The following is a 23,498-nucleotide window of genomic DNA, read 5'->3' as shown; positions in this document are numbered from 1 at the left end:
ACTTTACTCTCATGGCCTCGGTTGGCAACCGAGGCAGGCTACTTGGCGGCAGTGGGTCGCACGGGACCTGCCCGGATCGAGCGGAACTACAGATTCCGCCATGAGGGTGACAACATAACCGCAGACGGGAGTGAACATGACGGCGATTCCCGGACCACTGCAGAGCATGGTCTTCAGGAACGCTGATCTGCCCGAACTCTTTCACCACACGGACGCCATCGCGGTCGCGCGCCAGCGGGAGGCCGTGAATACCACCCGGTGGCAGCTGATACTGCTGGTGGGGGGCACTGTACCGGCCGCGCTGCCCTGGCATGCGGAGGTCGCCGGCACGCTCCAACTCTCGGACTGCGCGGCGGTGTTGGCGTACCTGGGCGTCCTGATCGCGACGTACCTCACCTCCCGGCGGAAAGCAAAGTCGCATTGGCAACTCAATCGCTCCGCGGCAGAGTTCATCAAATCGATGTGCTGGCGTTACTCCGTGCACGGCTCACCTTTCGACACCGGTACCCAGCACCCCGAGGCGGTGTTCGCCAATCGCCTCGAAGAAGGGCTCCAGGAGCTCCGCAAGGTCGGCTGGGCGGACCCCCGGGACCTGACCGCCGATTCCGGCGGACTCATCACCGATTCCATGCACGCGTTACGGGACAAGGCATTCACCGTACGCAAGGAGACATATGTACGGGACCGGCTGATCGAACAGCGCAGCTGGTACCGCAGGCGTCAGGAGGTGTCGCGCCGGGCCACCGTGATCTGGTCGACCACCATCGCCACACTGACGGCGTTCGCCCTGGCCCTCGCCCTGTTCAGGGCGTTCTCCGTGGGCCAGTCCTTCGCACTGACCGGAGTGCTGTCCGCCGCCGCGGCGGCCTGTCTGGCCTGGGCCGAGATGCGCCGCCACCACCCGCTGATCTCGGCCCACTCCCTGGTGGAGAAGGACCTTGAGTCGATGCAGATAGCGATGGAGACCACCCTGAACGAGCGGCAGTGGCCGAGGGCGGTGTTCGAGACCGAACGCATCGTCTCCCCGCAGCACACCGACTGGCTGGCCCGGCACCAGATGTGACGGTCCGGACGGCCGCCCGGCGCGGTCAGGCGCGTACGACCCCGTCGCGCCAGATCACCGTGACCGGGCGGCCGAGCCGGCGTGCGTAGGTGACGATGTCGCCCGTGCCGCCGAGCCCCCGGGCGGGCAGCCCGTCCCAGACGGCGAGCAGCCGGTCGCAGTGGTCCGCGATGTAGGCGCCCGCCGCGTAGTAGGCCTCGTCGGTGGAGTGCGGGTAGTCCAGCCGGACCTCCCGCACGGCACGGGCCTTGAGCTGCCGGTAGCGGGCCAGTTCGGCGCCGTCCGCGAAGCAGGCCTCGTAGTCGCCGCTGGGGATGACCGCGGTGAGTTCCGCGCCATGGGCGAGCGCGAGGTCCGCGAAGAGCTGGTCCGCCCCCACGGCCAGGCTGGACAGTGCCTCCACCGAGCCGTCGAACGCGCTGAGCGCCGCGCCCATCGCGGCCAGCACATGGGCGTGCACCTCCTGCGGAATGCTGCGGTGGCCGGTCACTCCGATGCGATTCACGGACCTGGATCCCCCTGAGGTCTGAGCCGGGGGTTCCCGGAGGGCGTCCCTCCAGGAGGCGCGGCGTCCGCCCCCGTTGTTCCTGCGCGACCGTCCTGCGCCACATCCTCTCAAAAGCCGCGGGGTATGCGGGAGCCCCCGCCCAGAATTCGGGCGGGGGCCAGGACGTGTTCGAGTGGGCCTTTCGAGAGGCGGCGGCCGCTCCCGGCGTACGGGAGCGGCCGCCCGGCCGTCAGTAGATGCTGACGCCGTACGCGCTGAGCGCTTCGGTGACCGGCTGGAAGTACGTCGTACCGCCGGAGGAGCAGTTGCCGCTGCCGCCGGAGGTGAGGCCGATCGCCTTGTTGCCGGAGTAGAGCGGACCACCCGAGTCGCCGGGCTCCGCGCACACGTTGGTCTTGATCATGCCGTACACAACGTCGCCGTTGCCATAGTTGACGGTGGCGTTGAGCGCGGAGACGGTGCCGCTGTGGATGCCGGTGGTGGAGCCCCGGCGGGTGACGGACATGCCGACCGTGGCATTGGCCGCACCGGTGATGTCGACGCTGCCGACGGTGCCCTCGTGGGAGATCGAGGCGTTGTCGTAGCGCACCAGGCCGTAGTCGTTGGTCGGGAAGCTGGTTCCGACCGTGGGTCCGATGCTCGTCGAGTTCGACGAGTTGCTGTAGAACGGCGGGCTGCCTTCGGTGCAGTGGCCTGCCGTCAGGAAGTAGTACGTGCTGCCGCTGCGGACGTTGAAGCCAAGGGAGCAGCGGAAGCCGGGCCCGTAGACGGCGTCACCACCGGAGATCAGCTTGCGGATCTGTCCGGAGGTGCGTTCGATCTTGAGGGCGCCCGCGTTGGTGCCGGCGGAGTCCTTGATCTGCTGGATCTCCGCGGCGGAGACCGTGCTGTCCGCCGTGACCACGACCTTCTTGGTCGCGGGGTCGACGGTCCAGGCGGTGCCGGCCACGTCGGCGCCGAGGACGGCGTCGCTCGCGGCGGAGAGCTGGTTCGCGCTGTACGTTCCGGTGGAGCTGGCCTGTGCGCTGGGGACGGTAAGCGCGGCGACCGCTACGAGTCCTGCGGCGATGGCGACGGCCCTGCCGCGTCTCGCGGTACCGCTGAGGGGGGTGGTGCGCTTGATCCTCACGTGTCATTCCTCCCGAGGGGGGTTGAGGGTCCGCCCGTGGGGGTGGTCGGACCCGTGAGGCGCAGTCAGCCGCACGGCAGGGGTGTCCGCATTTCGAACCTGCCGTGCTCCTGACAAGCGCTGCTCGGGAGTATTCAAGGCGTCAACTTCCAGCGCAAGAGGGCCTCTTGGTCTGAGCTTCGGGTCGGGCCACCCGTCGCGCCCCTGCGTCCGGCCCCGGCGGAGACGCGTGCCGGGGCCGGACGCCCAGGGAGCGGAGGCGGTGGTTCAGCCGTCGGTCCGGTTGCGCTCCCCCGCCTCGACGGCGAACGGGAGGGTGTTGCCGGGCGGCGGGAAGGGGCAGATGAAGTGGTCCGCGAAGGCGCAGGGCGGCAGCAGCGCACGGTTCAGGTCGACCGTCACGCTGCCGTCGGCCGCCGGGGCGGCGGGCCGCAGGAACCGGAAGCGGTAGCTGCCGCGCCCGCTGGTGGCGTCGGCGAAGACCGCCCAGAGCGAGCCGTCCGGCTCCACGGCGACCTGGAGCGTGTGCTCGGCACCGTCCAGCTCGAAGGCGATCTCCCCGGCGAGGCCGAGCCCGCGCTCGACCCCGTCGGCGTTCTCGACCCGGACCGTGCGGGAGGTGTCGTACGGGCGGAAGGTGCCGGGCAGCGACCAGCGCGGGTCGTACGGCGTGGCCTCGATCGCGCGGAAGGCCCGCCGCGCCGCCGAGTCCGGGTCGAAGTCGCGCACGGCCCAGAGCCCTTCGCGGCTCAGCACGAACAGCCGCCGCTCCCCGTGCGCGACCCGTGACCCGTCGATCGGGCCGCGGTCGGCGCCGAGCCGGACCTGTCCGGTGAACGGCTTGCCGTCGACGGTCAGCCCGTCCTCGGGCCCGGCGGTGAGCTCCAGTTCGTCACCGTCCTCCCGCCACAGCCCGGGAATGGCCGGAATTCGGCCTTCCGGGTAGTCGGAGAGCCAGTGCGTGCCGGTGAGGGAGAGCGGTCCGTACGGTGCCGAGACCGTGCCGGTGCGCTCCTCGTGCCAGCGGTCCCAGTCCTGCGCTGCCTGCTGTTGTGCGTCCGTGCTCATGGGCTCAACCTTTCCATACGGGCTCCGCGAGCCCGAGGTGCGACCGGAGTGTGGAACCGGTGTACGCCGAGCGGAAGACCCCGCGTTCCTGGAGGAGCGGGACGACCTGGTCGACGAAGCCGTCCAGTCCGCCCGGGGTGAGATGCGGTACGAGGATGAAGCCGTCGGCCGCTCCGGCGGCGACGAATTCGGCCAGCTCCGCCGCGACGGTCCCCGGGCTGCCGACGAACGACTGCCGGGTGGTGGCCTCGATGACCGTCTGCCGGATGGAGAGCCCCTTCGCCTGCGACAGCGCGCGCCAGCGGGCCGCGACGGCGAGCGGGTCACCATGGCGCACCCGGCCCTGGACCAGCTCCGAATCGGGGACCGGATCAACCTCGGGGAGCGGCCCGTCCGGGTCGTAGGAGGAGAGGTCCCGGCCCCATACCTGCTCCAGGGCGAGCATCGCGTTCTGCGGCGAGACCTGCTGGAGCCGGATCGCGGCGGCCTTCTCCCGCGCCTCGGCGTCGGTGTCCCCGAGCACGAAGCCGACGCCGGGCATGATCTTCAACTCGCCGGGCTTCCGGCCGTACTTCGCCAGCCGTCCCTTGACGTCCGCGTAGAAGGCGCGGCCCGCCTCCAGGGTGCCGTGCCGGGTGAAGACGACGTCGGCGGCGGAGGCGGCGAACTCACGGCCCCCGGGGGAATCCCCGGCCTGGATGACCACGGGATGGCCCTGCGGGGAGCGCGGCAGGGTGAACTCGCCCTCGATGGAGAAGTGCTCGCCGTGGTGGGCGAAGGGGCGCGGGGCCCCGTCCGGGGTCCAGGAGTCCCACAGCTCGCGGGCGGTGGCGACGAACTCGGCGGCGCGGGTGTACCTGTCGGCCCGGTCCAGGTAGCCGCCCCGGCGGAAGTTCTCCCCGGTGAAGGCGTCGGAGGAGGTGACGACGTTCCACCCGGCCCGGCCTTCGCTGAGGTGGTCGAGGGTGGCGAGTCTGCGGGCCAGCTCGAAGGGCTCGTTGAAGGTGGCGTTGACGGTGGCGGCGAGGCCGAGCCGGTCTGTGACGGCGGCCAGCGCGTTCAGGACGGTGAGGGACTCGGGGCGGCCGACCACGTCCAGGTCGTGGATCAGCCCGTTGTGCTCGCGCAGCCGCAGGCCCTCCGCGAGGAAGAAGAAGTCGAACAGTCCGCGTTCCGCCGTGCGCGCCAGGTGTTCGAAGGAGGAGAAGTCGATCTGGCTGCCGGAACGGGGGTCCGCCCAGACGGTGGTGCTGTTCACCCCCGGGAAGTGTGCGGCGAGGTGCAGTTGTTTCGGTGCGGTCGTCATGCCCGTTCTCCTCGGAGGACTCGGTCCCTGGCGTACCGGCCGGCCGGGCGGGCCAGGCCCAGGTGCTCGCGGAGGGTTCCGCCGGGGTGGAAGGTGCGGAAGAGGCTGCGGTGCTGGAGCAGGGCCACCGTGCCGTTGACGATCCGTTCGAGATCGCGGCCGGGTGTGATCGGAGTGAGGTGGAAGCCGTCCACCGCCCCGGCCCGGTGCCACCGGCCGATCAGATCGGCGAGGTCCACCGGGCCGCCCCGGTAGTACGTGCCGTGCGCGGCGAGCGGCGGGCCGCTCGCCAGCCCGGGTTCCGGGGCGGATTCGGCGTCCCCGAGGTCCACGGTGAGCGCGGCGAGCACCCGGAGGGTGTCGGGGTGGCGGCCGTGGGCCTCGGCGCGGCGGCGCACGTCGTCGCGGATCCCGGCGGTCCGCTCGGGCGTGGTGGCCCGGACGAGCACGACGTCGGCGTGGCGCGCCGCGGTCTGTCTGGCCGGTTCCGCCGTGCCGTCGATGACGACGACCGGGCGGCCCTGCGGGGGCCTGGGCACGATGGCCGGTCCGCGGACGCCGAACGTGGCGCCCTCGAAGTCGACGTAGTGCAGCTTGTCCCGGTCGATGAACCGTCCGGTGGCGGTGTCCCTGATCTCGGCGTCGTCCTCCCAGCTGTCCCAGAGCCGCGCGCCCACGTCCGCCGCCTCGCCTGCCTCGCGCCAGAGTTCGGCGGCGGGTGCGGCCGGGCGGCGGCCGAACAGCCGGGCCTCCGCGCCGGTCGTCGAGACGTCCGCCTGCCAGCCCGCCCGGCCCCGGCTCACCCAGTCCAGGGTGGCCACGGCGGACGACACGTGGAACGGCTCGGTGTGGGTGGTGGTGACCGTCGGCACGAGCCCGATCCGGCGGGTGGCCGGCGCCACCCGGGACAGCACGGCGAGCGCGTCCGGGCCGGGCCGGGCGAAGGAGTCGCCGAGGGTGACGAAGTCGAGGGCGCCCTGCTCCGCGAGCCGGGCCAGGGCGGTGTAGTGCGCCGGCTCGTAACGGGGTGGACCACCGATTTCGGCGGCGAGGTGGAGGGGGCGGATCGGAGGCATGTACGGGCCCTTTCGGCACGGTTCTGGTCAGGTTCCGGAGCCGGCCGACACGGCACCGGCCGGGTCCCGGGTCACAGGACCTTGGAGAGGAAGGCGCGGGTGCGCTCGTGCCGGGGGCGGTCGAGCACCTCGGCGGGCGGGCCCTGTTCGACGATGCGTCCCTCGTCCATGAAGACCACGGTGTCGGCGGCCTCCCGGGCGAACCCGATCTCGTGGGTGACGACGATCATCGTGGTGCCCCGGTCCGCCAGGTCCTTGATGACGTCGAGGACCTCACCGACCAGTTCGGGGTCGAGCGCGGAGGTGGGTTCGTCGAAGAGCAGCAGCCTCGGTTCCAGGGCGAGCGCGCGGGCGATGGCGACGCGCTGCTGCTGGCCGCCGGAGAGCTGCCGGGGGTAGGCGTGCGCCTTGTCCGCGAGACCGACCCGGTCCAGGAGTTCGTGCGCGGTGGCGGCGGCCCGCTCCTTGGGGCGGCCGAGCGCGGCTACCGGCGCCTCTGTGATGTTCTCCAGGACGGTGAGGTGCGGGAAGAGGTGGAAGTTCTGGAAGACGAAGCCGATCCGGGTGCGGCGGCGCAGTACCTCGCGCTCGGGGAGTTCGTACAGCTTGTCGCCCTTGCGGCGGTAGCCGACGTAGTCGCCGTCCACGGTGATCGAGCCTCGGTCCGCCTTCTCCAGGTGGTTGACGGTGCGCAGCAGGGTGGACTTCCCGGAGCCGGAGGGGCCGAGGATCACGGTCACCTCGCCGGGGCGCACGGACAGGTCGATCCCGCGCAGCACGTGCAGGGGGCCGAAGCTCTTGTGCACGCCCCGGATCTCCACCATGGCTTCGGCGGGGAGTGGGGCTCGGTCGGCGGCCGGTTCGGTCTTCGGTGGGCGGCTGGTCGTCGTCATGGGTTCCTCTGGCGGTTCGTGGCGGAGGGTGCGCGGACCGGTCGGTCATCGGTTCAGCCGTCGCTGCAGGTTAAGTTCGCGCAGGAGGGTGAGGGCGGCGCGCGCGGTGGCGTCGTTCTGCCGGAAGGCCGGGCCGCCGGTGCGCGGCCGGGTGAAGGCGCCGCTGCTGCGGGCGGCGGTGTGCGGGCCGAGTGCGAAGCGGCGCGGGTGCGGGAGGCCTTCGCGGTCCAGGATCCGGCCGTCCTCCGGGTCGACGGCGAGCAGTCCGGTGGCGGTGGCGGCGGCCCCGTCCCGGTGCAGGGTCCGCAGCAGGGTGGAGCGGGTGCGTTCCGGCGAGGGGTCGGGCAGCCGGGCCTCGACGAGGGCGCGGGCCTCGATCCGTTCGCCGGGCACGGTGGCGCTGCCGGCCCGGAAGACGCCGTGCCGTTCGTCGGTCTCCACGGTCATTCCGGCGCCGAGGAAGCGGACGACGCCGGCCCGGGAGAGCGCCAGCAGCTGCCGCAGCCGGGGGCCGGGCGGACCGGAGGCGAGGTAGCTGAAGAAGCCGTGCCACCAGTCCCCGATGTCACCGAACCGGATCAGCTGGCCGTAGGCGGAGAGCAGTCCGAGGAAGACGGCGAGGTCCTCGCTGTGCCCGGGGTCGTGCCGCCGGTCGAGGTCGGCGGCGATGTGCTCGCGGGTCGCCTTCTGGAGGGCGTCGTACGAGGAGTGCCGTACGCCGTCCAGCGGGCGGTCGAGCGCCTGGATGTCGAGCCGGTCGGCCGGGTCGGGGACGGCGTCGGCGATCAGGGCCCGCAGTTCGTCGCTGCCCGGCTCCGCGGCCGCGTACTTCTCCTCGAAGGCGGTCCGGTCCGCTGCGGTGCGTTCGGGGTGGGCGGTGAAGAGCCGGTGGTAGTGGGCGTACCCGAGCTCTTTGTCGACATGTGGCCAGATGTCGCGGCGGAAGTCGGGCGCTTCGGCCCGGCTGAGCAGTTCCCCGGTGCGCTCGGGGCCGAGGAACCGGGGCAGCGGTGGCCGTTCGCCCTGCCAGCCGTATCCGATCTTGGAGCGGTACGGAACGCCGCGCCGCGATCCGACGTACAGGACGGGCTCCCGGCCGGAGGGCAGGTAGGCACCGTTCTCGTACCGTCCGCCACGCCCCTCCGTGAGCAGCACCATCAGGTCGATGAAGGCGAGCCCGAAGCCCCGGACGATGACGGGTTCGCCCGCGCGCAGGGCGGTGAGATCGCTGTCGGCGGTGAAGTCGGGCGGCAGATGGACGAGCCCGTGCCGGCCGGCGAAGGCGGCGAGGGCCTGCTGTCCGGCGTCCGGTTCGGCGTCCAGGTGGCCGATGGTGAGGACCACCAGGTCCGCGAGCAGCGGTTCGGCGCGGCCCTCCAGCCGGACGCTCTGGGGTCCGCCGGGCGGGCCGGTGACGTCCAGCGCCCGGCCCCGGTGTTCGTGGACGGTGACCGAGGGCGGGAGGGCCGCCACGGACTGCTCGTACACCCAGCGCAGATAGGCGCCCTGGAGCCGCCGGCTCGGGAAGTCCTGCCCCCGAAGTGCCTCGATCTCGGCGCGGAGTCCGGGCTCGGCCGCGTCACCGAGTGGCTGGATCCGGCCCTCGCGCACGTCCGCCGCCCAGGCGTCCAGCGCGGGCCCCGGTCTGATGGGCCCGTCCTGGCGGACGGTGTCGTCGGTGAACATGGTGACGTCCTGGGCCATGGAGTTCATCCACAGCAGCGGCGACTGGTCGTGGCGCCAGATCCGCCCGGCGCCCGGCGGGTACGGGTCGACGAGGTGCAGGTCCAGCGGCCGGTGTCCGTACAGCTCGGGGGCGTTGGCGGCGATGCGCTCGATCAGGCCGGTGCCGCGCGGTCCGGCGCCTATAACGACCAGCGAGGGGCGGCCGTTCACCGGGGGTCCGCCGAGCCTCGGGCGTAGTGCCGTTCGACGTAGTGCTGGCCGATGCTGAGCACCGAGGTCACCACGACGTACCAGAGGGTGGCGACCAGCAGCAGCGGGATGACCTGGTAGGTGCGGTGGTAGACGAGCTGGACGGAGTACAGCAGGTCCTGCACGGCGATGATGCTGACGATCGAGGTGCCCTTGAGGGTGCCGATCAGCATGTTCCCGGCGGGCGGCACGATGGAGCGCATCGCCTGGGGCAGCACGATCCGGCGCAGCCGCCGCCACGGACCGAGGCCCAGCGACTGGGCGGCCTCCAGCTGTCCGCGTTCCACCGAGAGGATGCCGCCGCGTACGACCTCGGCGGCGTAGGCGGCCTCGTGGAGCGTCAGTCCGATGACGGCGACGGTGACGGGGCCGAGGAGGTTCACCGTGCGGACGCCGAGTATCTCCGGGTAGAGGGCGCCGATGTTGAACCAGAACAGCAGCTGGACCAGGATCGGGGTGGACCTGAAGAGCCAGACGTACCCCCAGCCGACGGCCTGGAGCACGCGGTTGGCGGAGAGCCTCAGGACGGCGAGCAGGGTCCCGAGCGCGAAGCCGAGCACCATGACGAGCGCGGTGAGCCAGAGGGTGAGCCAGAGACCGCGCAGCACGGCGGTGGTCAGGAAGTAGTCGCCCACGACGTCCCACTGGAAGGCGTCGTTGCGGATGACCGAGTTCAGCGCGAGGGCCAGCAGGACGAGTACGGCGACGGCGGCGGCCCACTGACCGGTCCGGCGGGCCGGGACGATGCGCAACCCATCGACGGCGTCGGCGTCGGCGGCGTCGTCCTTGAGCGGTGGGGCCGGACCGGCCGGCGGAAGGATGTCTGTCTGTGCGGACATGCGAGGGCTCCGTGGATGCGGTGATCGAACACGGGGCGTGCCCTCGGCACGGAACACGACAGCTGGAAACACGGCAGCTGGGAACGCGACAGCTCGCGGAACGACATGGACCGGGCCCCTCAGCGCGATCCGCCTCCGAGGTAAGCGCTGTTCACAACGGGATGTCAAGCCTGTCCACACTGTGAGCCGTACCCACAGGGCCAGTTGACGGACTACCGGATGCCTGTTCCACTTGGGCCATGCATTCGCAGAAATGGCTGGTCAAGCGCTCCCACATCGACTTCGGTCGCGTGTGGTCCTGTTCCTGTTGAGCTGACCCCGCTGCGTTCCCGCACTTCTCGCGCCGTGAGCGGCGCCTGAGCTTTCCCTCTGTGTGCCCTCGTGCACGCGACAGCGCTCCACCCTCCCCTCGTCGCCACACCGTGCCCTGCGACGCCTCGGCACGTCTTCCTCCGTCCCGGCCGCGGGCTGCCTCGCGCTGCCCCGGTGCCGTGACCGGCAGAGTCTGCCGTTCACGGCACCCGCACCCGTCCTCGGCCGCCGAAAACTGGAGACCTTCCCTGATGCCCCGTACCCGGCACACCGCTGCCTTCGCGCTGATCACCGCGGCCCTGCTGGCTCTCACCGCCTGCGGTTCCGGCGATCCGGCGACCGCCCCCGCCGGCGCGGCCGGTCCCGCCGCCGAGAGCGCGATCCCCACGACCGACGTCGTGTCGGGGGTGAAGCGGGACAAGGCCGCGGCCGGCCTGCTGCCGGCCGCCGTCCGCTCCGCCGGGACCCTGAACATCGCCTCCAGCGTCGGCACTCCGCCCGGAGCCACCTATCTGGCCGACGGCAAGACCCTGGCCGGCACCGACATCGACTTCGCGGACGCCGTCGCCAGGGTGCTCGGACTGAAGCCGAAGCGGGAGGTCGCCGCGTTCGAGGCGATCCTGCCCGCGCTCGGCAGCGGGAAGTACGACGTGGGCACCGGGAACTTCGGGGTCACCGACGAGCGCCGGAAGACGATCGACTTCGTCACCTACCTCAACGACGGCCAGGGCTTCGCGGTCCGCGACGACAGCGAGCTGGGCAAGGTCACCGATCTGACCCAGCTCTGCGGTCTGACGGTGGGCACCGCCGCGGGCACCACGTTCGAGGTGACGCTGGAGGAGAACAAGCACCGGTGCGCCGACGCCGGCAAGAAGCCGTACGACGTGAAGACGTACTCGGACCTGGCCGCGGTCTGGAGCTCGCTCCAGCAGGGCCGGACCGACATCGTGATGTCGACCATCAACGGGCTGCGGTACGCGGTGAAACAGCAGGAGGGGGTCCGCTTCCTCAACGAGTTCGCGCGTCTCGACGTCGGCTTCGCGTTCAAGAAGGGCACTCCGCTGGCGCCCGCCTTCCAGGCCGCCGTCAGCGCCCTCAAGGCGGACGGCACCTACGACCGGATCCTGAAGAAGTGGGGCATCGACGAGTCGGCGATCGAGACCTCGCGGATCTCGCCGCCCGAGATCAGCTGACGCCGGAACCATGAGTGATACGACGTCACGAACGGCACATAGCCAGCGCATGACGTCACATCAGCAGCTGCAGTCACACCCGCAGTCGCAGCAATCGCACCCGTCACAGCAGTCGCCGCAGTTGCTGCAGCAGTCACAGCCGTCGCAGCAGTCACCGCAATCGCAGTCGTTGCACAGCCCCTCGCGGCGCTGCCGGGTCCACGGATCGTCGAAGGTGCCGCAGCACATCTGGCAGGTGCAGGCCAGCCCGGCCCACACCAGGCACCCCACGACGAGCCCGCGCCGGTCGCGCGGCGGCTCCGGCGGCGGCTGCGGCGGGCCGAAGGGGGCGCCGGGGCCCGAGGGCGCGTACGGGTTGCCCGGCGGCGGTCCGAACGACGCCGTGTGACGCCCTCCTGACGGGTGATCGGCTGGGGAGTGGCCGGCTCCGTCCGGGCCGGTGGGCCCCGCGGTCAGCAGGCCTCCCGACCGATGGGAGCAGACGTCCGTGGCGAAGGCCCGGTCCACCGAGCGCCGCAGTTCGTGCGCCAGGAGCACATGCGCCAGTTTGCCGTCGGTGAACTCCGCGTCGCGCAGTGCCAGCCGTACGCCGCGCAGCGCGTCGTCGCACAGCCGGCGGGCCTCGGCGCGCGAGGTGCCGGTCGCGGTGAGCGGGTTCCAGGCACCCGACGCCGCGTCAGCTTGCTGGTCCTCCACGGCATCCAGCAGATGCGCGAGGCGTCCGAAGAGGCGGCCCGCCTCGGCCAGCGGCTCGGCGTTCTGCGGCTTGCCGGCGAGGACGGCGGTATGCGCGAAGGCCGCCGCGGTGGCCGTCTCGGTGGGCTCGGTGACCGTCAGCAGCGGGGTGCCGGGGCCCGCGAGCAGCTCGATGCCGGTCTGCCGGTCGACGGCGTCGACGAGCAACGCCGTATCGAAGCCGAGCTGTGCGCCGGTCCGCGCGCCCGCGCGGTCCCAGCCCGCCGCCACCCTGCGCGCCGCAGCCGCCACCGGGCGCCGCTTCAACAGCCCGTCCCGGTCCGCGACGTGGTCCCGCACCTTGGCCGACGCCAGCACCAGCGAGACGGCGGCCGCCAGCCTGGCCCCCTCGCCCCGCGCGACCGGGGCGGTCCGCATGGCGCGCAGCGGGCAGGGGCCCGCCGTGCGGCGCTGCGCGGGGGTGCGTTCGGACTGAGCCTCCGTCAGAACCGAGACGATCAGGCCGTCATAGTTCGTGACGATCCGGGCGAACTGTCCGTGATCGGACCGAAGTGCCAGACAGAGCCCGCAGAGATGAGCCATCCACTCGGCCCTGAGCCCGTCCGACAGCCGGTGGACGCAGGGCCTGACTATTCCGAACACGACGATCCCCCGGGTCTCGTTCAGCTGTGCGCCGCGCTCGGGCGAGGGCGCGCCGTGCATCGTATCGAGCGCCCCGTTCACCCGTACGTCCCCCATGTCACCCGTACGGCCCGGAGCATCATATTTTCTTTCTCCAGGGTCCTTTAGCAGGAGGAACCTTGACGAATCGCCACATCCTCTGCACCAGTACCGTCACGAATGGCCTGCGCGCCGCCTATCCCCTTGGCGCACGATCCGCATGATGGACGACCATAGGGATACGAAAGAGATGCGGAACGCCAAGGAACCGCGGTGAGAGGAGGCGTCCATGGGATCGGTGCGCAAGGCGAGTGCCTGGCTGGGCCTCGTAGAGGACAACGACGAGCGGTACTACGACGACGAGTACTCCGAGGGTGCACGGACCGGGACCGGACAGGCCTGGGTGACCGATCCGAGGGTGCGGGTGGCGTCAGAGGCGGCTGAGGAGACGGGCCGCCGGATCGCCACCGTGACCCCGGACAGCTTCCGGGACGCCCGGAACATCGGTGAGCTCTTCCGGGACGGCGTCCCGGTGATCATGAACCTCACGTCCATGGACTCCGCCGACGCCAAGCGCGTGGTGGATTTCGCCGCAGGGCTCATCTTCGGACTGCGCGGGTCGATCGAGCGCGTGGCCACCCGGGTCTTCCTGCTGAGCCCCGCCGACACCCAGGTCGTCACCGGCGAAGCCGTCGGCCGGCCGGCCGACGGCTTCTTCAACCAGAGCTGAGCGGGGCGCTCACCGAATCGGTCGGGCCGTTGTTCCGGACTACCGGAACGCGTCCAGGCCGGTGAGCGCCTTGCCCAGCACCAGCTGGTGCATCTCCACGGTTCCCTCGTAGGTGAGCACCGATTCCAGATTCGTCGCGTGCCGCATCACCGGGTACTCCAGCGAGATCCCGTTGGCGCCGAGGACCGTGCGCGAGGTGCGGCAGATCTCGATGGCCTCCCGCACGTTGTTCAGCTTGCCGAAGCTGACCTGTTCCGGGCGGAGCCTGCCCGCGTCCATCCGGCGGCCCAGGTGGTGGGCGAGCAGGATGCCCTTGTGGAGTTCGACGGCCATGTCCGCGAGCTTGGCCTGGGTGAGCTGGAAGCCGCCGATCGGCTTGCCGAACTGTTCCCGGGTCCTGGCGTAGTCGACGGCCGACTCGAAGCTGGCCCGTGCGGCGCCCATGGCTCCCCAGACGATGCCGTAGCGGGCGTGGCTGAGGCAGCTGAGCGGCCCGCGCAGGCCGGTGGCTCCGGGCAGCACCGCGTCGGCGGGCAGCCGTACCCCGTCGAGGATCAGTTCGCTGGTGACCGAGGCGCGCAGGGACCACTTGTGCTTGATCTCGGGTGCGGAGAAGCCGGGCGCGTCGGTGGGCACCACGAATCCCCGGATGCCGGTGCCGGCGGCCCCGTCGTCGGTCTGCGCCCAGACGACGGCGACCCCGGCGACCGAGCCGTTGGTGATCCACATCTTGCGGCCGCTGAGCACCCAGTCCTCGCCGTCGCGCTTGGCGTAGGTGCGCATGCCGGCCGGGTCGGAGCCGTGGTCGGGCTCGGTCAGGCCGAAGCAGCCGATGATCTCGCCCGCCGCCATGCCCGGCAGCCACCGCTGCTTCTGCTCCTCCGAGCCGAAGCGGTGGATCGCGTACATGGCGAGCGAGCCCTGCACGGAGACGAGTGAGCGGATGCCGGAGTCGGCCGCTTCGAGCTCCAGGCAGGCCAGCCCGTACTGGACGGCGGTGGCGCCCGCGCAGCCGTAGCCCTCCAGGGACATGCCGAGGGCGCCGAGCGAGCCGAGTTCGCGGGCCAGCTCGCGGATGCCGGGCAGTTCGCCGTCCTCGTACCACTGCGCGATGTGCGGCAGGACGCGGTCGGCGGCCCAGGCCCGGACGGTGTCGCGGATCGCCAGGTCCTCCGGGCTCAGGAGGTCGTCGATGCCGATGGGGTCGCGGGGGTCGAAGGGCGGGAGCTTCGAGGACGGAGCGGTGGACATGAGGATGTGCCTCCGGCGGCTCGCAACGGTACGGAGAGGTCGGTACGGGACGCCGGAAACCAGCAGCCTGGGTTACGGCGTCGTGCCGACGTTACGGCCCGGCACCGGAAACTAGCAGTGTTAGTTACGGGCGTCATGCCGACGTTACGGCTCAGCGTGCCGTGCGTCCAGAGCCGGTCGCCTCCGCGGCCCGCCGCGCACCGGGCAGCGGGAGCAGGGCCCCCGGCCGGTCCGCCGCCGGCGCTTCGCGGCCCGGGTGACCGGGGGAATCCCCGGCTCCCCGGGGTTCGGCGGCCCGGCGGCCGTCCTGGGCTTCGCCGGGCTCGCACAGCGGCGGCGGGCACTCCATCACCCGGGGCAGCCGGAGCGCGGCGAGGGCGCCGAGCAGCAGCAGGGCGGCGCTGACCAGGAGCGTGACGTGCAGCCCGTGGATGAAGGCGTGCCGGGCCGTGGAGCGCAGCACCCCGCCGAGCGGACCCCCCAGTTGCGCGGCCACCTGATAGGCCTCACCGAGCGAGTGGGAGGCGGCGGCACCGGCGGAGGCGGGGACGCCCGCTTCGGGGAGCCGCGCGAGGCCCGGGGTGTACGCGGCGTTCATGACGCTGCCGAGCAGCGCGATCCCCATGCCCGCGCCCAGCTGGTAGGAGGTCTCACCGATCGCGGCCGCCCCGCCGGCCCGGTCCGCGGGGGCCTCGCTGAGCATCGACTCGTAGGCGCCGAAGAGGGCGGACTGGAGGCCGAAACCGAGGACGACGCAGGACGCCGCCAGCAGGCCGGGCCGGTCGTGCTGCCCCATCGCGGTCAGCATGAGCACCGCGACGGCCGTCAGGACGAAGCCCAGGCCGACCATCCGGCGGGGCCCGACCCGGCGCAGGGTGTACGAACCGGTGGCGCCCGCCGCCATCGCGGCGAAGGTGAGCGGCAGCAGCCGCAGTCCGGTCTCCAGCGGGCTGAGCCCCAGGACGAGCTGGAGGTACTGGACGGCGATCAGCTCCAGGCCGACCAGGGCCAGCATGGCGAGGACGATGCAGCCCACCGCGGTGGAGAAGGCCGGCCTGGCGAACATCCCCATGTCGATCAGCGGGTGCGTGCGCCGCTTCTGGCGGCGGACGAACGCGACGAGCAGCGCGGCCCCGATCAGCAGGGGGGCGAGCGTGGCCGGTCCGAGGACGCCCTCGCCGGTGCCCGCCCGCTTGACGCCCAGCACCACGCCGAGCACACCGGCCGCGGCCATCAGGGCGCCGAACACGTCCCAGGGGCCGTCGTCGCTGCCACGGGACTCCGGGAGCAGCAGCCGGCCGACCGGGAGGAGCAGCGCCATCAGCGGAATGTTGATCAGGAAGACAGAGCCCCACCAGAAGTGCTCGACGAGGAATCCGCCGATGACCGGTCCGGTGGCGGCGCCGACCGCGGCGACCGCGGACCACACGCCGATCGCCACGGCCCGCTCGCGCCGGTCGGGAAAGACCTGGCGGAGGATCGACAGGGTGGCCGGCATGATCATCGCGCCGCCGACGCCGAGCAGGGCCCGCGCCGCGATGAGTACGCCCGCGCTGTCGGCCATCGCCGCGACGGCGGAGGCGATCCCGAAGAGGGCGTAGCCGAGCAGGAGGACCCGCCGCCGCCCGACCCGGTCCCCGAGGGTGCCGAAGAGGATCAGCAGCGAGGCGCAGACCAGCGGGTACGCGTCCACGATCCACAGGAGGCCGACGGCGCTGGGCCGCAAATCCTCCGTGACGGCCGGGACGGCGACATGCAGGACCGTCGCGTCGAGCGCCACGAGCAGCAGACTGAGGCAGAGGACGACCAGGACGACCCATCGGTTGGCACCGTCGGCGGCTGCGCGCAGGCGGGCTCGGGCTGTGGTCGTCCCGGACATGCATCTACCTCCCAGAAGGTCCCTCGCGCTCGGCAGGCCCCCCGGGGATCCAGCGTCCGCTGTCCCTCCGGGCCCGGCATCGACGGGCGAGTGATGCGTCAGCGTACGCGAGTTCGGCAGGGCTACACGTGGCCCATCTCATACCGCCAACCACCCTCGACTGTGGTGTACGCCACTCCCCACGGCCTCACCGACCCGTCGGGAGACCCCTCCCGACCTGCGCGGACCGGCCACCCGGGGGCGGCGTGGAGCGCTTGCGGGACGACGGACGAAGGCGTCGGGTAACCGGACCGATACCGTCCGTTCCGCCTCTCCGGGGTCCCCGGTAAATGCACTTCCATATCCCGTGCGCTTTTACGTCAATATCCAAAAATCCCTACGCCGCGAGTGCCGAAGTAATAGAACAGAAGGAATCCAGGATTCTCCGGAGGGTCAGGAAATCCGACCGCACTGAGACATAGTCCACATCACATCGTCATCACAAAGCGGCCGGATCGACCAGGTCACCCACTCACTCGCTGTAACGTCGATTGGGTGCGTACCGACATCTTTGCCCGCCTGGACCGGGAGCCGGAACCGCCGAAGATAGAGACACCGCGGATGAGCCGTCACCGCATCGCTCTCTTCGGCGGGACGTTGGCGTTCTATCTCGCCATCGTCATTGCCGTGCTCATGTCGTCCTGGCTGGTGACCCTGGACTGGAAGGTCATGCTCTTCCGGCCCTACCAGCAGTGGCCCCAGATCCATGCCTTCCTCGACTACTACGTCGTACTCGGTCAGCGCGGCCCCACCGCTGTCATGGTCGCCTGCTGGCTCGGCTGGCGGTCCTGGCGGCAGCACACCCTGCGTCCCCTGCTGACGCTGGGCGCCTCACTGCTGCTGCTCAACGTGACGGTGGGAGCGGTCAAGTACGGCCTCGGCCGGCTCGGCCCGCACTACGCGACCCAGATCGGATCGGCCGAGCTCTTCGCCGGCGGCGATATATTTCCGTCCGGGCACACCGCCAACGCGGTCGTGACCTGGGGAATCCTCGCCTATCTGGCCGCCACTCCGAGGGCCAGGCGCTATCTCTCCGCGATGTCCGCGGTCGTGTCGCTCGGGGTCGGCCTGACGACCGTCTACCTCGGTACGCACTGGCTCAGCGACGTGGTGCTCGGCTGGGCGGCGGGTCTGCTGATCCTGCTCGGCCTGCCGTGGTGCGAGCCGATGATCACCCGGGCGGAGAACTGGATCTTCGCGGCCCGGGAGCGGCTCAGCGCCCGCAGCAGGCTCGTACCGGCCCCGCCCGTCGCGGTGGGCAACCCTCAGCCGGTTCCGGCCGGACAGACGGCCGGACAGACAACCGGACAGCCGGCCGCGGCGGAGGCGGCGGCACAGAGCCAGGTCTGCCCGCCGGTCGCCACGGGCAGCCGCCCGGCAGCGGTGGCGGTGGTCACCACGGCCACCGGCAGCCGTCCGCGCGCCCACACCACGCCCCCCGCGCACCAGGGCCACCCGGCCCGCTCGGAGCGCACCCCGGTCACCCCGGCGGGCAGCCGCCGGCCACCGCACGCAGACCGCACGCCGCGCGGCGGGACGACTCCGGCCCGGCCGGTGGCGGGCGGCTGAGCGGCACGTACGGACGCCCTCGTACGGGTGAAGGCCCCGACTCCGGTCGGGGCCTTCACCCGTGTGTACGGCCCCACAGAGGGCCACAGAGGGCCGTACGAGGCGCTCAGCCCACCCAGCAGCGCTTCACGACGCCGCCGTCGACCTCGAAGTTGATGCGGCCGCCCAGGAACTCCATGGTGATGACGGTGCCCGGCGGCAGGGCTCTGACCGTGGTCCAGCCGCGCTCCCGGGCCCTGCGTTCGGCGGTCTCGGCGCCGAGGCCGACATACGCGCCGGGTGTGTCGTCGGGCTGGGCGGAAGGGGTCGGTATGGGTGCCATGCCTCTCACCGTAGGCGGCCGGGGACCGCGGCGGAAGCCGGGGCGCCGGCCGGCCGCACTGCATCCTCACGTCCCTCACCGGTCACGCTTGTGTCACAGGATCACCACACACGTTCCCGCCGTACTCCGTCACCCGATCGCGCGATTCGGAACTGGACGCACAGTAATCACACAGGCCGGAAAAAGATCAGCGGAGAGGAAGGAGAAACGGGCTGGATTTCCGCTGCCGGACGCCGCTGAATTCCCTCCTGAATATCCTCCCGCAAGCGGGAGACCCGTCAGGAATTCATCCTTCCTTATCGCACCCTTATCTCATGCTCACAATATCCACACCATCGCACCGGGTCCGGCAGCGCGGTTCCTCCCGTATAGCCGGCGGCCCGAATCACCCCGCTTTCCGACGTCGGCACGGCCGCTCCGGTCACCGGCACGCCGGGGCGGCACGGGCGGGGCTCGCGTAGGGCCCTGGCACCGTCCGGTCCGGGGCAGGGCCGCGATCGAGCGCCATGATTTCCCGACTTGTCGGCGTATCGACGGCCGGCCGGCTCCCCGGTTCGATTCCGTTCGCTTTCTCGCGTGACCCCGGCGGCGACTCACCCGTTGTCTTCTTCATGAGCCGGGAACCGCCCGGCGCACGTACCGAGTTCGAGGAGCCACCCGTGCCGCGCATGCTCGACGTCAGCGAGGACGTACGCGCCGAGATCGGCGACGCCGAAGCCGACCGGCTGCTCGTCGGCGACAACGCCCCCGGCAGTTACGACTGCACCTCCTGCCGCACCCCCGGCGACTCCGAGCAGGAACGCACCAGCACGGTGCTGTTCGTCGGTGACGAGACGGCGGTCCTCGCCTTCGCCCACGCGACCTGCATCCCCTCCCAGGTCGTCCAGGTGGCCGAGGAACAGCTGCAGGGCGCCGTGCGCAGCATCACCGGGAGCGAGCAGGAGACCCAGGACGGGCCGAACCCCGAGCAGGCCGTGCTGGGGATCACCAGCGGCCTCGTCCTGATCGACGACGAACTCCACCCGGCCCTGGTCGTCGAACCGACCGGGGCGATCGCCCGGCCCGGCACGGACGGCAGCGGCGGCGACGAGTTCCTGCAACTGCTGCTGGAGCAGGGTTTCCACCCGGTCCAGCAGATGGGTCAGGTCCCCGAGGTACTGCACGGCTGGTCGATCCTGCTCGCCATGGGCCAGCTGCACGCGGTGCTCCAGCCGGGAACCGGCGGTGGCGCCCCGGTGGCCTGGTGGCAGGCGCACGCGCCGCTCCAGGTGACCGAGGGCTGGCGGACCGCGGCCAACAAGTCGCAGACCGTGCTCGTCTACGCGGCCCCGGCCGGCTCGATCGGCCAGCAGCCCCGCGAGGACCTGCTGCGCGACGCCCTGGAGAAGGCCGCGGCGGGCGGCATCCTGGTCGCCGCGGCGATGCCGCTGGCCGGTACCTGACCGTGTCCGGAAACTCCGGGGCCCGGGGGCGAACAGCTATTTCTCCGGCGCGCCCGCATCTCACGGGCGGTGAGGTCGTTGGCACATACGTGCACTCATACGACCCCTCCCACCAGCGTCCGAGCCCGATCCCTGCCATGCGTCCCGCGCAGGACCCATCGGGTGGCCCGTCCCGCACCCCGATCTACGACGCGCTGTACTCCGAGTACCGCCGGTCGTTCAGGGCGTTGCCGGGTGACCGGACCGGGGAGGAGAGCCTGGGGCTCCCGAGTTTCGGCAGCGGGTTCTTCGGCTCCCGCGCCCCGCTGAGCGGTCACTCGGGGCACGGCGGCGCGGGTGGCGCGTCCGGTGGCACGGGCTCGGCCGCCGGGCACGGCAGCGGCAGCCCCGGTACGCACACCGGGAGCCTGGGCTCCTGGCAGCGCGTGGGGCGGCACGCGGGGCGGGTACAGGCCGCGCTGCCACCGGGCTCCCGAGGGGCCTGACCGTACGACTGATCCCCGGACCACTCGTTCTCCGAGTGGCCCGGGGATCAGTCGTGTCCGGGCCCGGCGGGCGCGGCCGGGACGCTCTCGCGCCGGGGCCGCACCGCCCGTCCGTCGGCTACTTGTTGCGGCCGGACGGGCGGCACGCCGGCTACTTGTTGCGGCCGCGCTTCTCGCGGACCCGCACCGAGATGTGGATCGGGGTGCCCTCGAAGCCGAACTCCTCGCGCAGCCGGCGCTCGACGAAGCGCCGGTAGCCGTGCTCAAGGAAGCCAGAGGCGAAGAGCACGAAGCGCGGAGGCTTGGTGCCCGCCTGGGTGCCGAAGAGGATACGGGGCTGCTTGCCGCCGCGGATCGGGTGCGGGTGCGAGGCGACGATCTCGCCGAGGAACGCGTTCAGCCGGCCCGTCGGAACGCGGGTCTCCCAGCCGTCCAGCGCGGTCTCGATCGCCGGGACCAGCTTCTCCATGTGGCGGCCGGTGAGCGCGGAGACGTTGACCCGCGGGGCCCACGCGACCTGCGCGAGCTCCGTCTCGATCTCGCGCTCCAGGTAGTAGCGGCGCTCCTCGTCGAGGGTGTCCCACTTGTTGAAGGCCACGACGATCGCACGCCCGGCCTCGACGGCCATGGTCACGATGCGCTGGTCCTGGACGCTGATCGACTCGCTGGAGTCGATCAGGATCACGGCGACCTCGGCCTTCTCCACGGCGGCGGCGGTACGCAGCGAGGCGTAGTAGTCCGCGCCCTCCTGGAGGTGGACCCGGCGCCGGATGCCGGCCGTGTCGATGAACTTCCAGGTGATGCCGCCGAGCGTGATCAGCTCGTCGACCGGGTCACGGGTGGTGCCGGCCAGCTCGTTGACGACGACCCGGTCCTCATTGGCCACCTTGTTCAGCAGCGAGGACTTGCCGACGTTCGGGCGGCCGATCAGCGCGATGCGGCGCGGTCCGCCGACCGCGGTGCCGAACGACTGGGCGGGGGCCTCGGGAAGCGCGTCCAGGACGGCGTCCAGCATGTCGCCGGTGCCTCGGCCGTGCAGCGAGGAGACCGGGTGCGGCTGGCCGAGGCCGAGCGACCAGAGCGCGGTGGCGTCCGCCTCGCCGCTCTGTCCGTCGACCTTGTTGGCGCAGAGCACGACGGGCTTCTTGGCCCGGCGCAGCAGCTTGACGACGGCCTCGTCGGTGTCGGTGGCGCCGACGGTGGAGTCGACCACGAAGACGACCGCGTCGGCCGTCTCGATGGCGTACTCGGCCTGGGCGGCGACGGAGGCGTCGAGCCCCAGCACGTCCTGCTCCCAGCCGCCGGTGTCGACGACCTTGAAGCGGCGGCCCGCCCATTCGGCCTCGTAGCTGACGCGGTCACGGGTGACGCCGGGCTTGTCCTGGACGACGGCCTCACGGCGGCCGATGATCCGGTTCACCAGCGTCGACTTGCCGACGTTGGGGCGGCCGACGACGGCGAGCACGGGAAGCGGTCCGTGACCGGCCTCACCGATCGCGCCCTCGACGTCCTCGGGGTCGAACCCCTCCTGCGCGGCGAGCTCCATGAACTCCGCGTACTCGGCATCGCCAAGCGCTCCGTGCTCGTGGTCCGAGCCGCCGGAGTGAATCTGGTCGTTCATGAAGTCCGTTCCTCTTTGCATCATCATCGATGGACCACGCAGCACGCGGTCCACTACTCAAGTCTTACCCAGTGCGCCCGGTGAGGCGTCTGGCCTGCTCCAGGTGGCCGGTCAGCCGGCCCTGGATCCGCACGGTCGCCTCGTCGAGCGCCTTACGCGTGCGCCGCCCGCTTCCGTCACCGGCCTCAAACGCCTCGCCGAAGACGACATCGACGCGGCTGCGCAGTGGCGGCAGCGCTGATATCAACCGTCCGCGGCGCTCCGTGCTTCCCAGTACGGCCACGGGCACGATCGGCGCCCCGCCGCGTACCGCGAAGTACGCGAGTCCGGCGCGCAGCGAGGCGAAGTCTCCTTCGCCCCGGGTGCCCTCGGGGAAGATCCCGAGCACCCCGCCGTCCCCCAGTACGCCGAGGGCGTGGGTGATGGCGGTGCGGTCGGCGGTCGTACGGTCCACCTTGAGCTGACCGATTCCGCGCAGGAACGGGTCCAGGGGGCCGACGAACGCCTCTTTCTTGATCAGGAAGTGGACGGGCCTGGGCGCGGTGCCCATCAGCATCGGACCGTCGACGTTGTGCGAATGGTTCACCGCGAGTATGACGGGTCCCGAGGCGGGGACCCGCCACGCGCCGAGCACCCGGGGCCTGAACAGCCCGTACATCAGCCCGATCCCGATGGAGCGCCCGACCGCCGCTCCGCGCAGCGTGGGCGCGCCCGCGGCTGGGCTCACTTCGCCGCCTGCTTCTCCCCGACGAGGGTGACGACGCACTCGATGACCTGCTTGAGGGTCAGCTCGGTGGTGTCCACCTCCACGGCGTCGGCCGCCTTGGCGAGCGGAGACGTCTTGCGGCCGGAGTCGGCGGCGTCCCGCTTGATCAGCGCCTCCTTGGTGGCGGCGAGATCGGAGCCCCGCACCTCTCCGCTGCGGCGGGCGGCGCGCGCCTCCGGCGAAGCGGTCAGGAAGATCTTGATGTCGGCGTCGGGCAGCACGGTCGTGCCGATGTCCCGGCCCTCGACCACGATGCCCTTCTCCGCGCCCCGGGCGATGGTGCGCTGCAGCTCGGTGATCAGGGTGCGCACCTCGGGGACGGCGCTGACGGCGCTGACCTTGGAGGTGACCTCCTGGGTGCGGATCGGGCCGGAGGCGTCCTCGCCGTCGACGGTGATCGTCGGGCCGGCGGGGTCGGTGCCGGAGACGATGACGGGCTTGGCGGCCGCGGTGGCCACCTCCAGCGCGTCGTGCACGTCGATGCCGTTGTTCAGCATCCACCAGGTGATCGCCCGGTACTGGGCACCGGTGTCCAGATAGCTCAGGCCGAGCTGGGCGGCGACGGCCTTGGACGTGCTGGACTTGCCGGTGCCGGAGGGCCCGTCGATGGCGACGATCACTGCGGCCGGGGCGGTCCGGGCGGCGGCGCTTACGGTTTCCACGGTGGTGGACACCTTCCTGGTACACGGGGTGGGCGGGACGGGACGCGCGAACCC

21 protein-coding genes are annotated in these 23,498 nt (G+C 71.6%); 6 read left to right on the top strand and 15 right to left on the bottom strand.

All coding sequences use genetic code 11. The features are described 5' to 3' along the window. Window positions 1–136: 136 nt before the first annotated feature. Window positions 137–1,063, top strand: a complete 927-nt coding sequence (locus ACZ601_RS31525) for a DUF4231 domain-containing protein (RefSeq protein ID WP_469544405.1) — start codon at window positions 137–139, stop codon at window positions 1,061–1,063. 25 nt (window positions 1,064–1,088) lie between these two features. Here the strand turns inward: ACZ601_RS31525 and ACZ601_RS31520 are convergent, their stop codons facing one another. The 8 genes from ACZ601_RS31520 to ACZ601_RS31485 form a co-directional block, all read right to left on the bottom strand. Beyond that, window positions 1,089–1,568, bottom strand: coding sequence for a hypothetical protein (locus ACZ601_RS31520; RefSeq protein WP_390092654.1), 480 nt, complete (start codon window positions 1,566–1,568; stop codon window positions 1,089–1,091). A gap of 232 nt (window positions 1,569–1,800) precedes the next feature. Beyond that, window positions 1,801–2,700 (bottom strand): S1 family peptidase, encoded by a 900-nt coding sequence (locus ACZ601_RS31515; RefSeq protein ID WP_440573133.1) that lies wholly within the window; start codon window positions 2,698–2,700, stop codon window positions 1,801–1,803. Between the two features lie 267 nt (window positions 2,701–2,967). Beyond that, complete coding sequence (locus ACZ601_RS31510) at window positions 2,968–3,768, bottom strand: DUF1684 domain-containing protein (RefSeq protein WP_469544402.1); 801 nt, start codon at window positions 3,766–3,768, stop codon at window positions 2,968–2,970. Window positions 3,769–3,772: 4 nt separating this feature from the next. Continuing rightward, window positions 3,773–5,074 (bottom strand): NtaA/DmoA family FMN-dependent monooxygenase, encoded by a 1,302-nt coding sequence (locus ACZ601_RS31505; protein ID WP_469544400.1) that lies wholly within the window; start codon window positions 5,072–5,074, stop codon window positions 3,773–3,775. After that, window positions 5,071–6,150 (bottom strand): LLM class flavin-dependent oxidoreductase, encoded by a 1,080-nt coding sequence (locus ACZ601_RS31500; protein ID WP_469544398.1) that lies wholly within the window; start codon window positions 6,148–6,150, stop codon window positions 5,071–5,073. The genes ACZ601_RS31505 and ACZ601_RS31500 overlap by 4 nt, the downstream gene beginning before the upstream one ends. Before the next feature lie 71 nt (window positions 6,151–6,221). Next, window positions 6,222–6,974, bottom strand: coding sequence for an amino acid ABC transporter ATP-binding protein (locus ACZ601_RS31495; protein WP_469544574.1), 753 nt, complete (start codon window positions 6,972–6,974; stop codon window positions 6,222–6,224). A 114-nt stretch (window positions 6,975–7,088) separates the two neighbouring features. Next, on the bottom strand, window positions 7,089–8,939 hold the full coding sequence (locus ACZ601_RS31490; protein WP_469544395.1) for an FAD/NAD(P)-binding protein: 1,851 nt from the start codon (window positions 8,937–8,939) through the stop codon (window positions 7,089–7,091). Then, a complete protein-coding gene (locus tag ACZ601_RS31485; protein WP_469544393.1) occupies window positions 8,936–9,817 on the bottom strand; it encodes an amino acid ABC transporter permease in 882 nt (293 codons plus the stop codon). Before ACZ601_RS31485 ends, ACZ601_RS31490 begins: the two co-directional genes overlap by 4 nt. A 563-nt stretch (window positions 9,818–10,380) precedes the next feature. Here ACZ601_RS31485 and ACZ601_RS31480 point away from each other — a divergent pair. Further along, window positions 10,381–11,322, top strand: a complete 942-nt coding sequence (locus ACZ601_RS31480) for an ABC transporter substrate-binding protein (RefSeq protein ID WP_469544392.1) — start codon at window positions 10,381–10,383, stop codon at window positions 11,320–11,322. 60 nt (window positions 11,323–11,382) lie between these two features. Here ACZ601_RS31480 and ACZ601_RS31475 read toward each other — a convergent pair whose 3' ends face one another. Continuing rightward, entirely contained in the window at window positions 11,383–12,660 is a 1,278-nt protein-coding gene (locus ACZ601_RS31475) for a DUF5685 family protein (RefSeq protein ID WP_469544572.1), read from the bottom strand. A 307-nt stretch (window positions 12,661–12,967) separates the two neighbouring features. Here ACZ601_RS31475 and ACZ601_RS31470 point away from each other — a divergent pair, with 307 nt between their 5' ends. Then, the gene (locus ACZ601_RS31470; RefSeq protein ID WP_469544390.1) at window positions 12,968–13,408 is read left to right on the top strand and encodes a cell division protein SepF; all 441 of its coding nucleotides are present in this window, start codon (window positions 12,968–12,970) and stop codon (window positions 13,406–13,408) included. A 39-nt stretch (window positions 13,409–13,447) separates the two neighbouring features. Here ACZ601_RS31470 and ACZ601_RS31465 read toward each other — a convergent pair whose 3' ends face one another. Further along, window positions 13,448–14,659, bottom strand: coding sequence for an acyl-CoA dehydrogenase family protein (locus tag ACZ601_RS31465; protein WP_469544388.1), 1,212 nt, complete (start codon window positions 14,657–14,659; stop codon window positions 13,448–13,450). Window positions 14,660–14,810: 151 nt separating this feature from the next. After that, window positions 14,811–16,538, bottom strand: coding sequence for an MFS transporter (locus ACZ601_RS31460; RefSeq protein WP_469544386.1), 1,728 nt, complete (start codon window positions 16,536–16,538; stop codon window positions 14,811–14,813). 534 nt (window positions 16,539–17,072) lie between these two features. Between ACZ601_RS31460 and ACZ601_RS31455 the strand changes: the two genes are divergently transcribed. After that, a complete protein-coding gene (locus ACZ601_RS31455; RefSeq protein ID WP_469544384.1) occupies window positions 17,073–18,146 on the top strand; it encodes a phosphatase PAP2 family protein in 1,074 nt (357 codons plus the stop codon). A gap of 106 nt (window positions 18,147–18,252) precedes the next feature. On the opposite strand, the gene ACZ601_RS31450 is transcribed toward ACZ601_RS31455, so the two are convergent. Beyond that, window positions 18,253–18,468: an I78 family peptidase inhibitor gene (locus ACZ601_RS31450; protein ID WP_073739301.1), complete on the bottom strand. Its 216-nt coding sequence runs from the start codon at window positions 18,466–18,468 to the stop codon at window positions 18,253–18,255. 659 nt (window positions 18,469–19,127) lie between these two features. Here ACZ601_RS31450 and ACZ601_RS31445 point away from each other — a divergent pair. Beyond that, window positions 19,128–19,910: a hypothetical protein gene (locus tag ACZ601_RS31445; RefSeq protein WP_469544382.1), complete on the top strand. Its 783-nt coding sequence runs from the start codon at window positions 19,128–19,130 to the stop codon at window positions 19,908–19,910. A gap of 137 nt (window positions 19,911–20,047) precedes the next feature. Continuing rightward, window positions 20,048–20,395 carry a hypothetical protein gene (locus ACZ601_RS31440; RefSeq protein WP_440573145.1) on the top strand — a complete coding sequence of 116 codons (348 nt, stop codon included), beginning with the start codon at window positions 20,048–20,050 and terminating at the stop codon, window positions 20,393–20,395. 151 nt (window positions 20,396–20,546) lie between these two features. Here the strand turns inward: ACZ601_RS31440 and der are convergent, their stop codons facing one another. The 3 genes from der to cmk all read right to left on the bottom strand — a co-directional run bounded on the left by der (window position 20,547) and on the right by cmk (window position 23,456). Beyond that, a complete protein-coding gene (gene der / locus ACZ601_RS31435; protein ID WP_073739298.1) occupies window positions 20,547–22,016 on the bottom strand; it encodes a ribosome biogenesis GTPase Der in 1,470 nt (489 codons plus the stop codon). A gap of 64 nt (window positions 22,017–22,080) precedes the next feature. Further along, window positions 22,081–22,743, bottom strand: coding sequence for a lysophospholipid acyltransferase family protein (locus tag ACZ601_RS31430; protein WP_469544380.1), 663 nt, complete (start codon window positions 22,741–22,743; stop codon window positions 22,081–22,083). Further along, window positions 22,740–23,456 (bottom strand): (d)CMP kinase, encoded by a 717-nt coding sequence (cmk, locus tag ACZ601_RS31425; protein WP_440573147.1) that lies wholly within the window; start codon window positions 23,454–23,456, stop codon window positions 22,740–22,742. The genes ACZ601_RS31430 and cmk overlap by 4 nt, the downstream gene beginning before the upstream one ends. Window positions 23,457–23,498 lie beyond the last annotated feature (42 nt).

The organism is Streptomyces sp. NPDC104307 (genome assembly GCF_055584045.1).
The sequence above is the reverse complement of the archived record's forward strand: the minus strand, read 5'-3'. Positions and strand labels throughout refer to the sequence as shown.

Excerpts from the sequence above, each read along its gene's own strand:
- ACZ601_RS31505 (WP_469544400.1), bottom strand. The coding sequence starts at position 5,074 with ATGACGACCGCACCGAAACAACTGCACCTCGCCGCACACTTCCCGGGG.
- ACZ601_RS31450 (WP_073739301.1), bottom strand. The coding sequence starts at position 18,468 with ATGGCACCCATACCGACCCCTTCCGCCCAGCCCGACGACACACCCGGC.
- ACZ601_RS31460 (WP_469544386.1), bottom strand. The coding sequence starts at position 16,538 with ATGTCCGGGACGACCACAGCCCGAGCCCGCCTGCGCGCAGCCGCCGAC.
- ACZ601_RS31465 (WP_469544388.1), bottom strand. The coding sequence starts at position 14,659 with ATGTCCACCGCTCCGTCCTCGAAGCTCCCGCCCTTCGACCCCCGCGAC.
- ACZ601_RS31525 (WP_469544405.1), top strand. The coding sequence starts at position 137 with ATGACGGCGATTCCCGGACCACTGCAGAGCATGGTCTTCAGGAACGCT.
- ACZ601_RS31510 (WP_469544402.1), bottom strand. The coding sequence starts at position 3,768 with ATGAGCACGGACGCACAACAGCAGGCAGCGCAGGACTGGGACCGCTGG.
- ACZ601_RS31500 (WP_469544398.1), bottom strand. The coding sequence starts at position 6,150 with ATGCCTCCGATCCGCCCCCTCCACCTCGCCGCCGAAATCGGTGGTCCA.
- ACZ601_RS31485 (WP_469544393.1), bottom strand. The coding sequence starts at position 9,817 with ATGTCCGCACAGACAGACATCCTTCCGCCGGCCGGTCCGGCCCCACCG.
- der (WP_073739298.1), bottom strand. The coding sequence starts at position 22,016 with ATGAACGACCAGATTCACTCCGGCGGCTCGGACCACGAGCACGGAGCG.
- ACZ601_RS31480 (WP_469544392.1), top strand. The coding sequence starts at position 10,381 with ATGCCCCGTACCCGGCACACCGCTGCCTTCGCGCTGATCACCGCGGCC.
- ACZ601_RS31495 (WP_469544574.1), bottom strand. The coding sequence starts at position 6,974 with ATGGTGGAGATCCGGGGCGTGCACAAGAGCTTCGGCCCCCTGCACGTG.
- ACZ601_RS31440 (WP_440573145.1), top strand. The coding sequence starts at position 20,048 with ATGCGTCCCGCGCAGGACCCATCGGGTGGCCCGTCCCGCACCCCGATC.
- ACZ601_RS31470 (WP_469544390.1), top strand. The coding sequence starts at position 12,968 with ATGGGATCGGTGCGCAAGGCGAGTGCCTGGCTGGGCCTCGTAGAGGAC.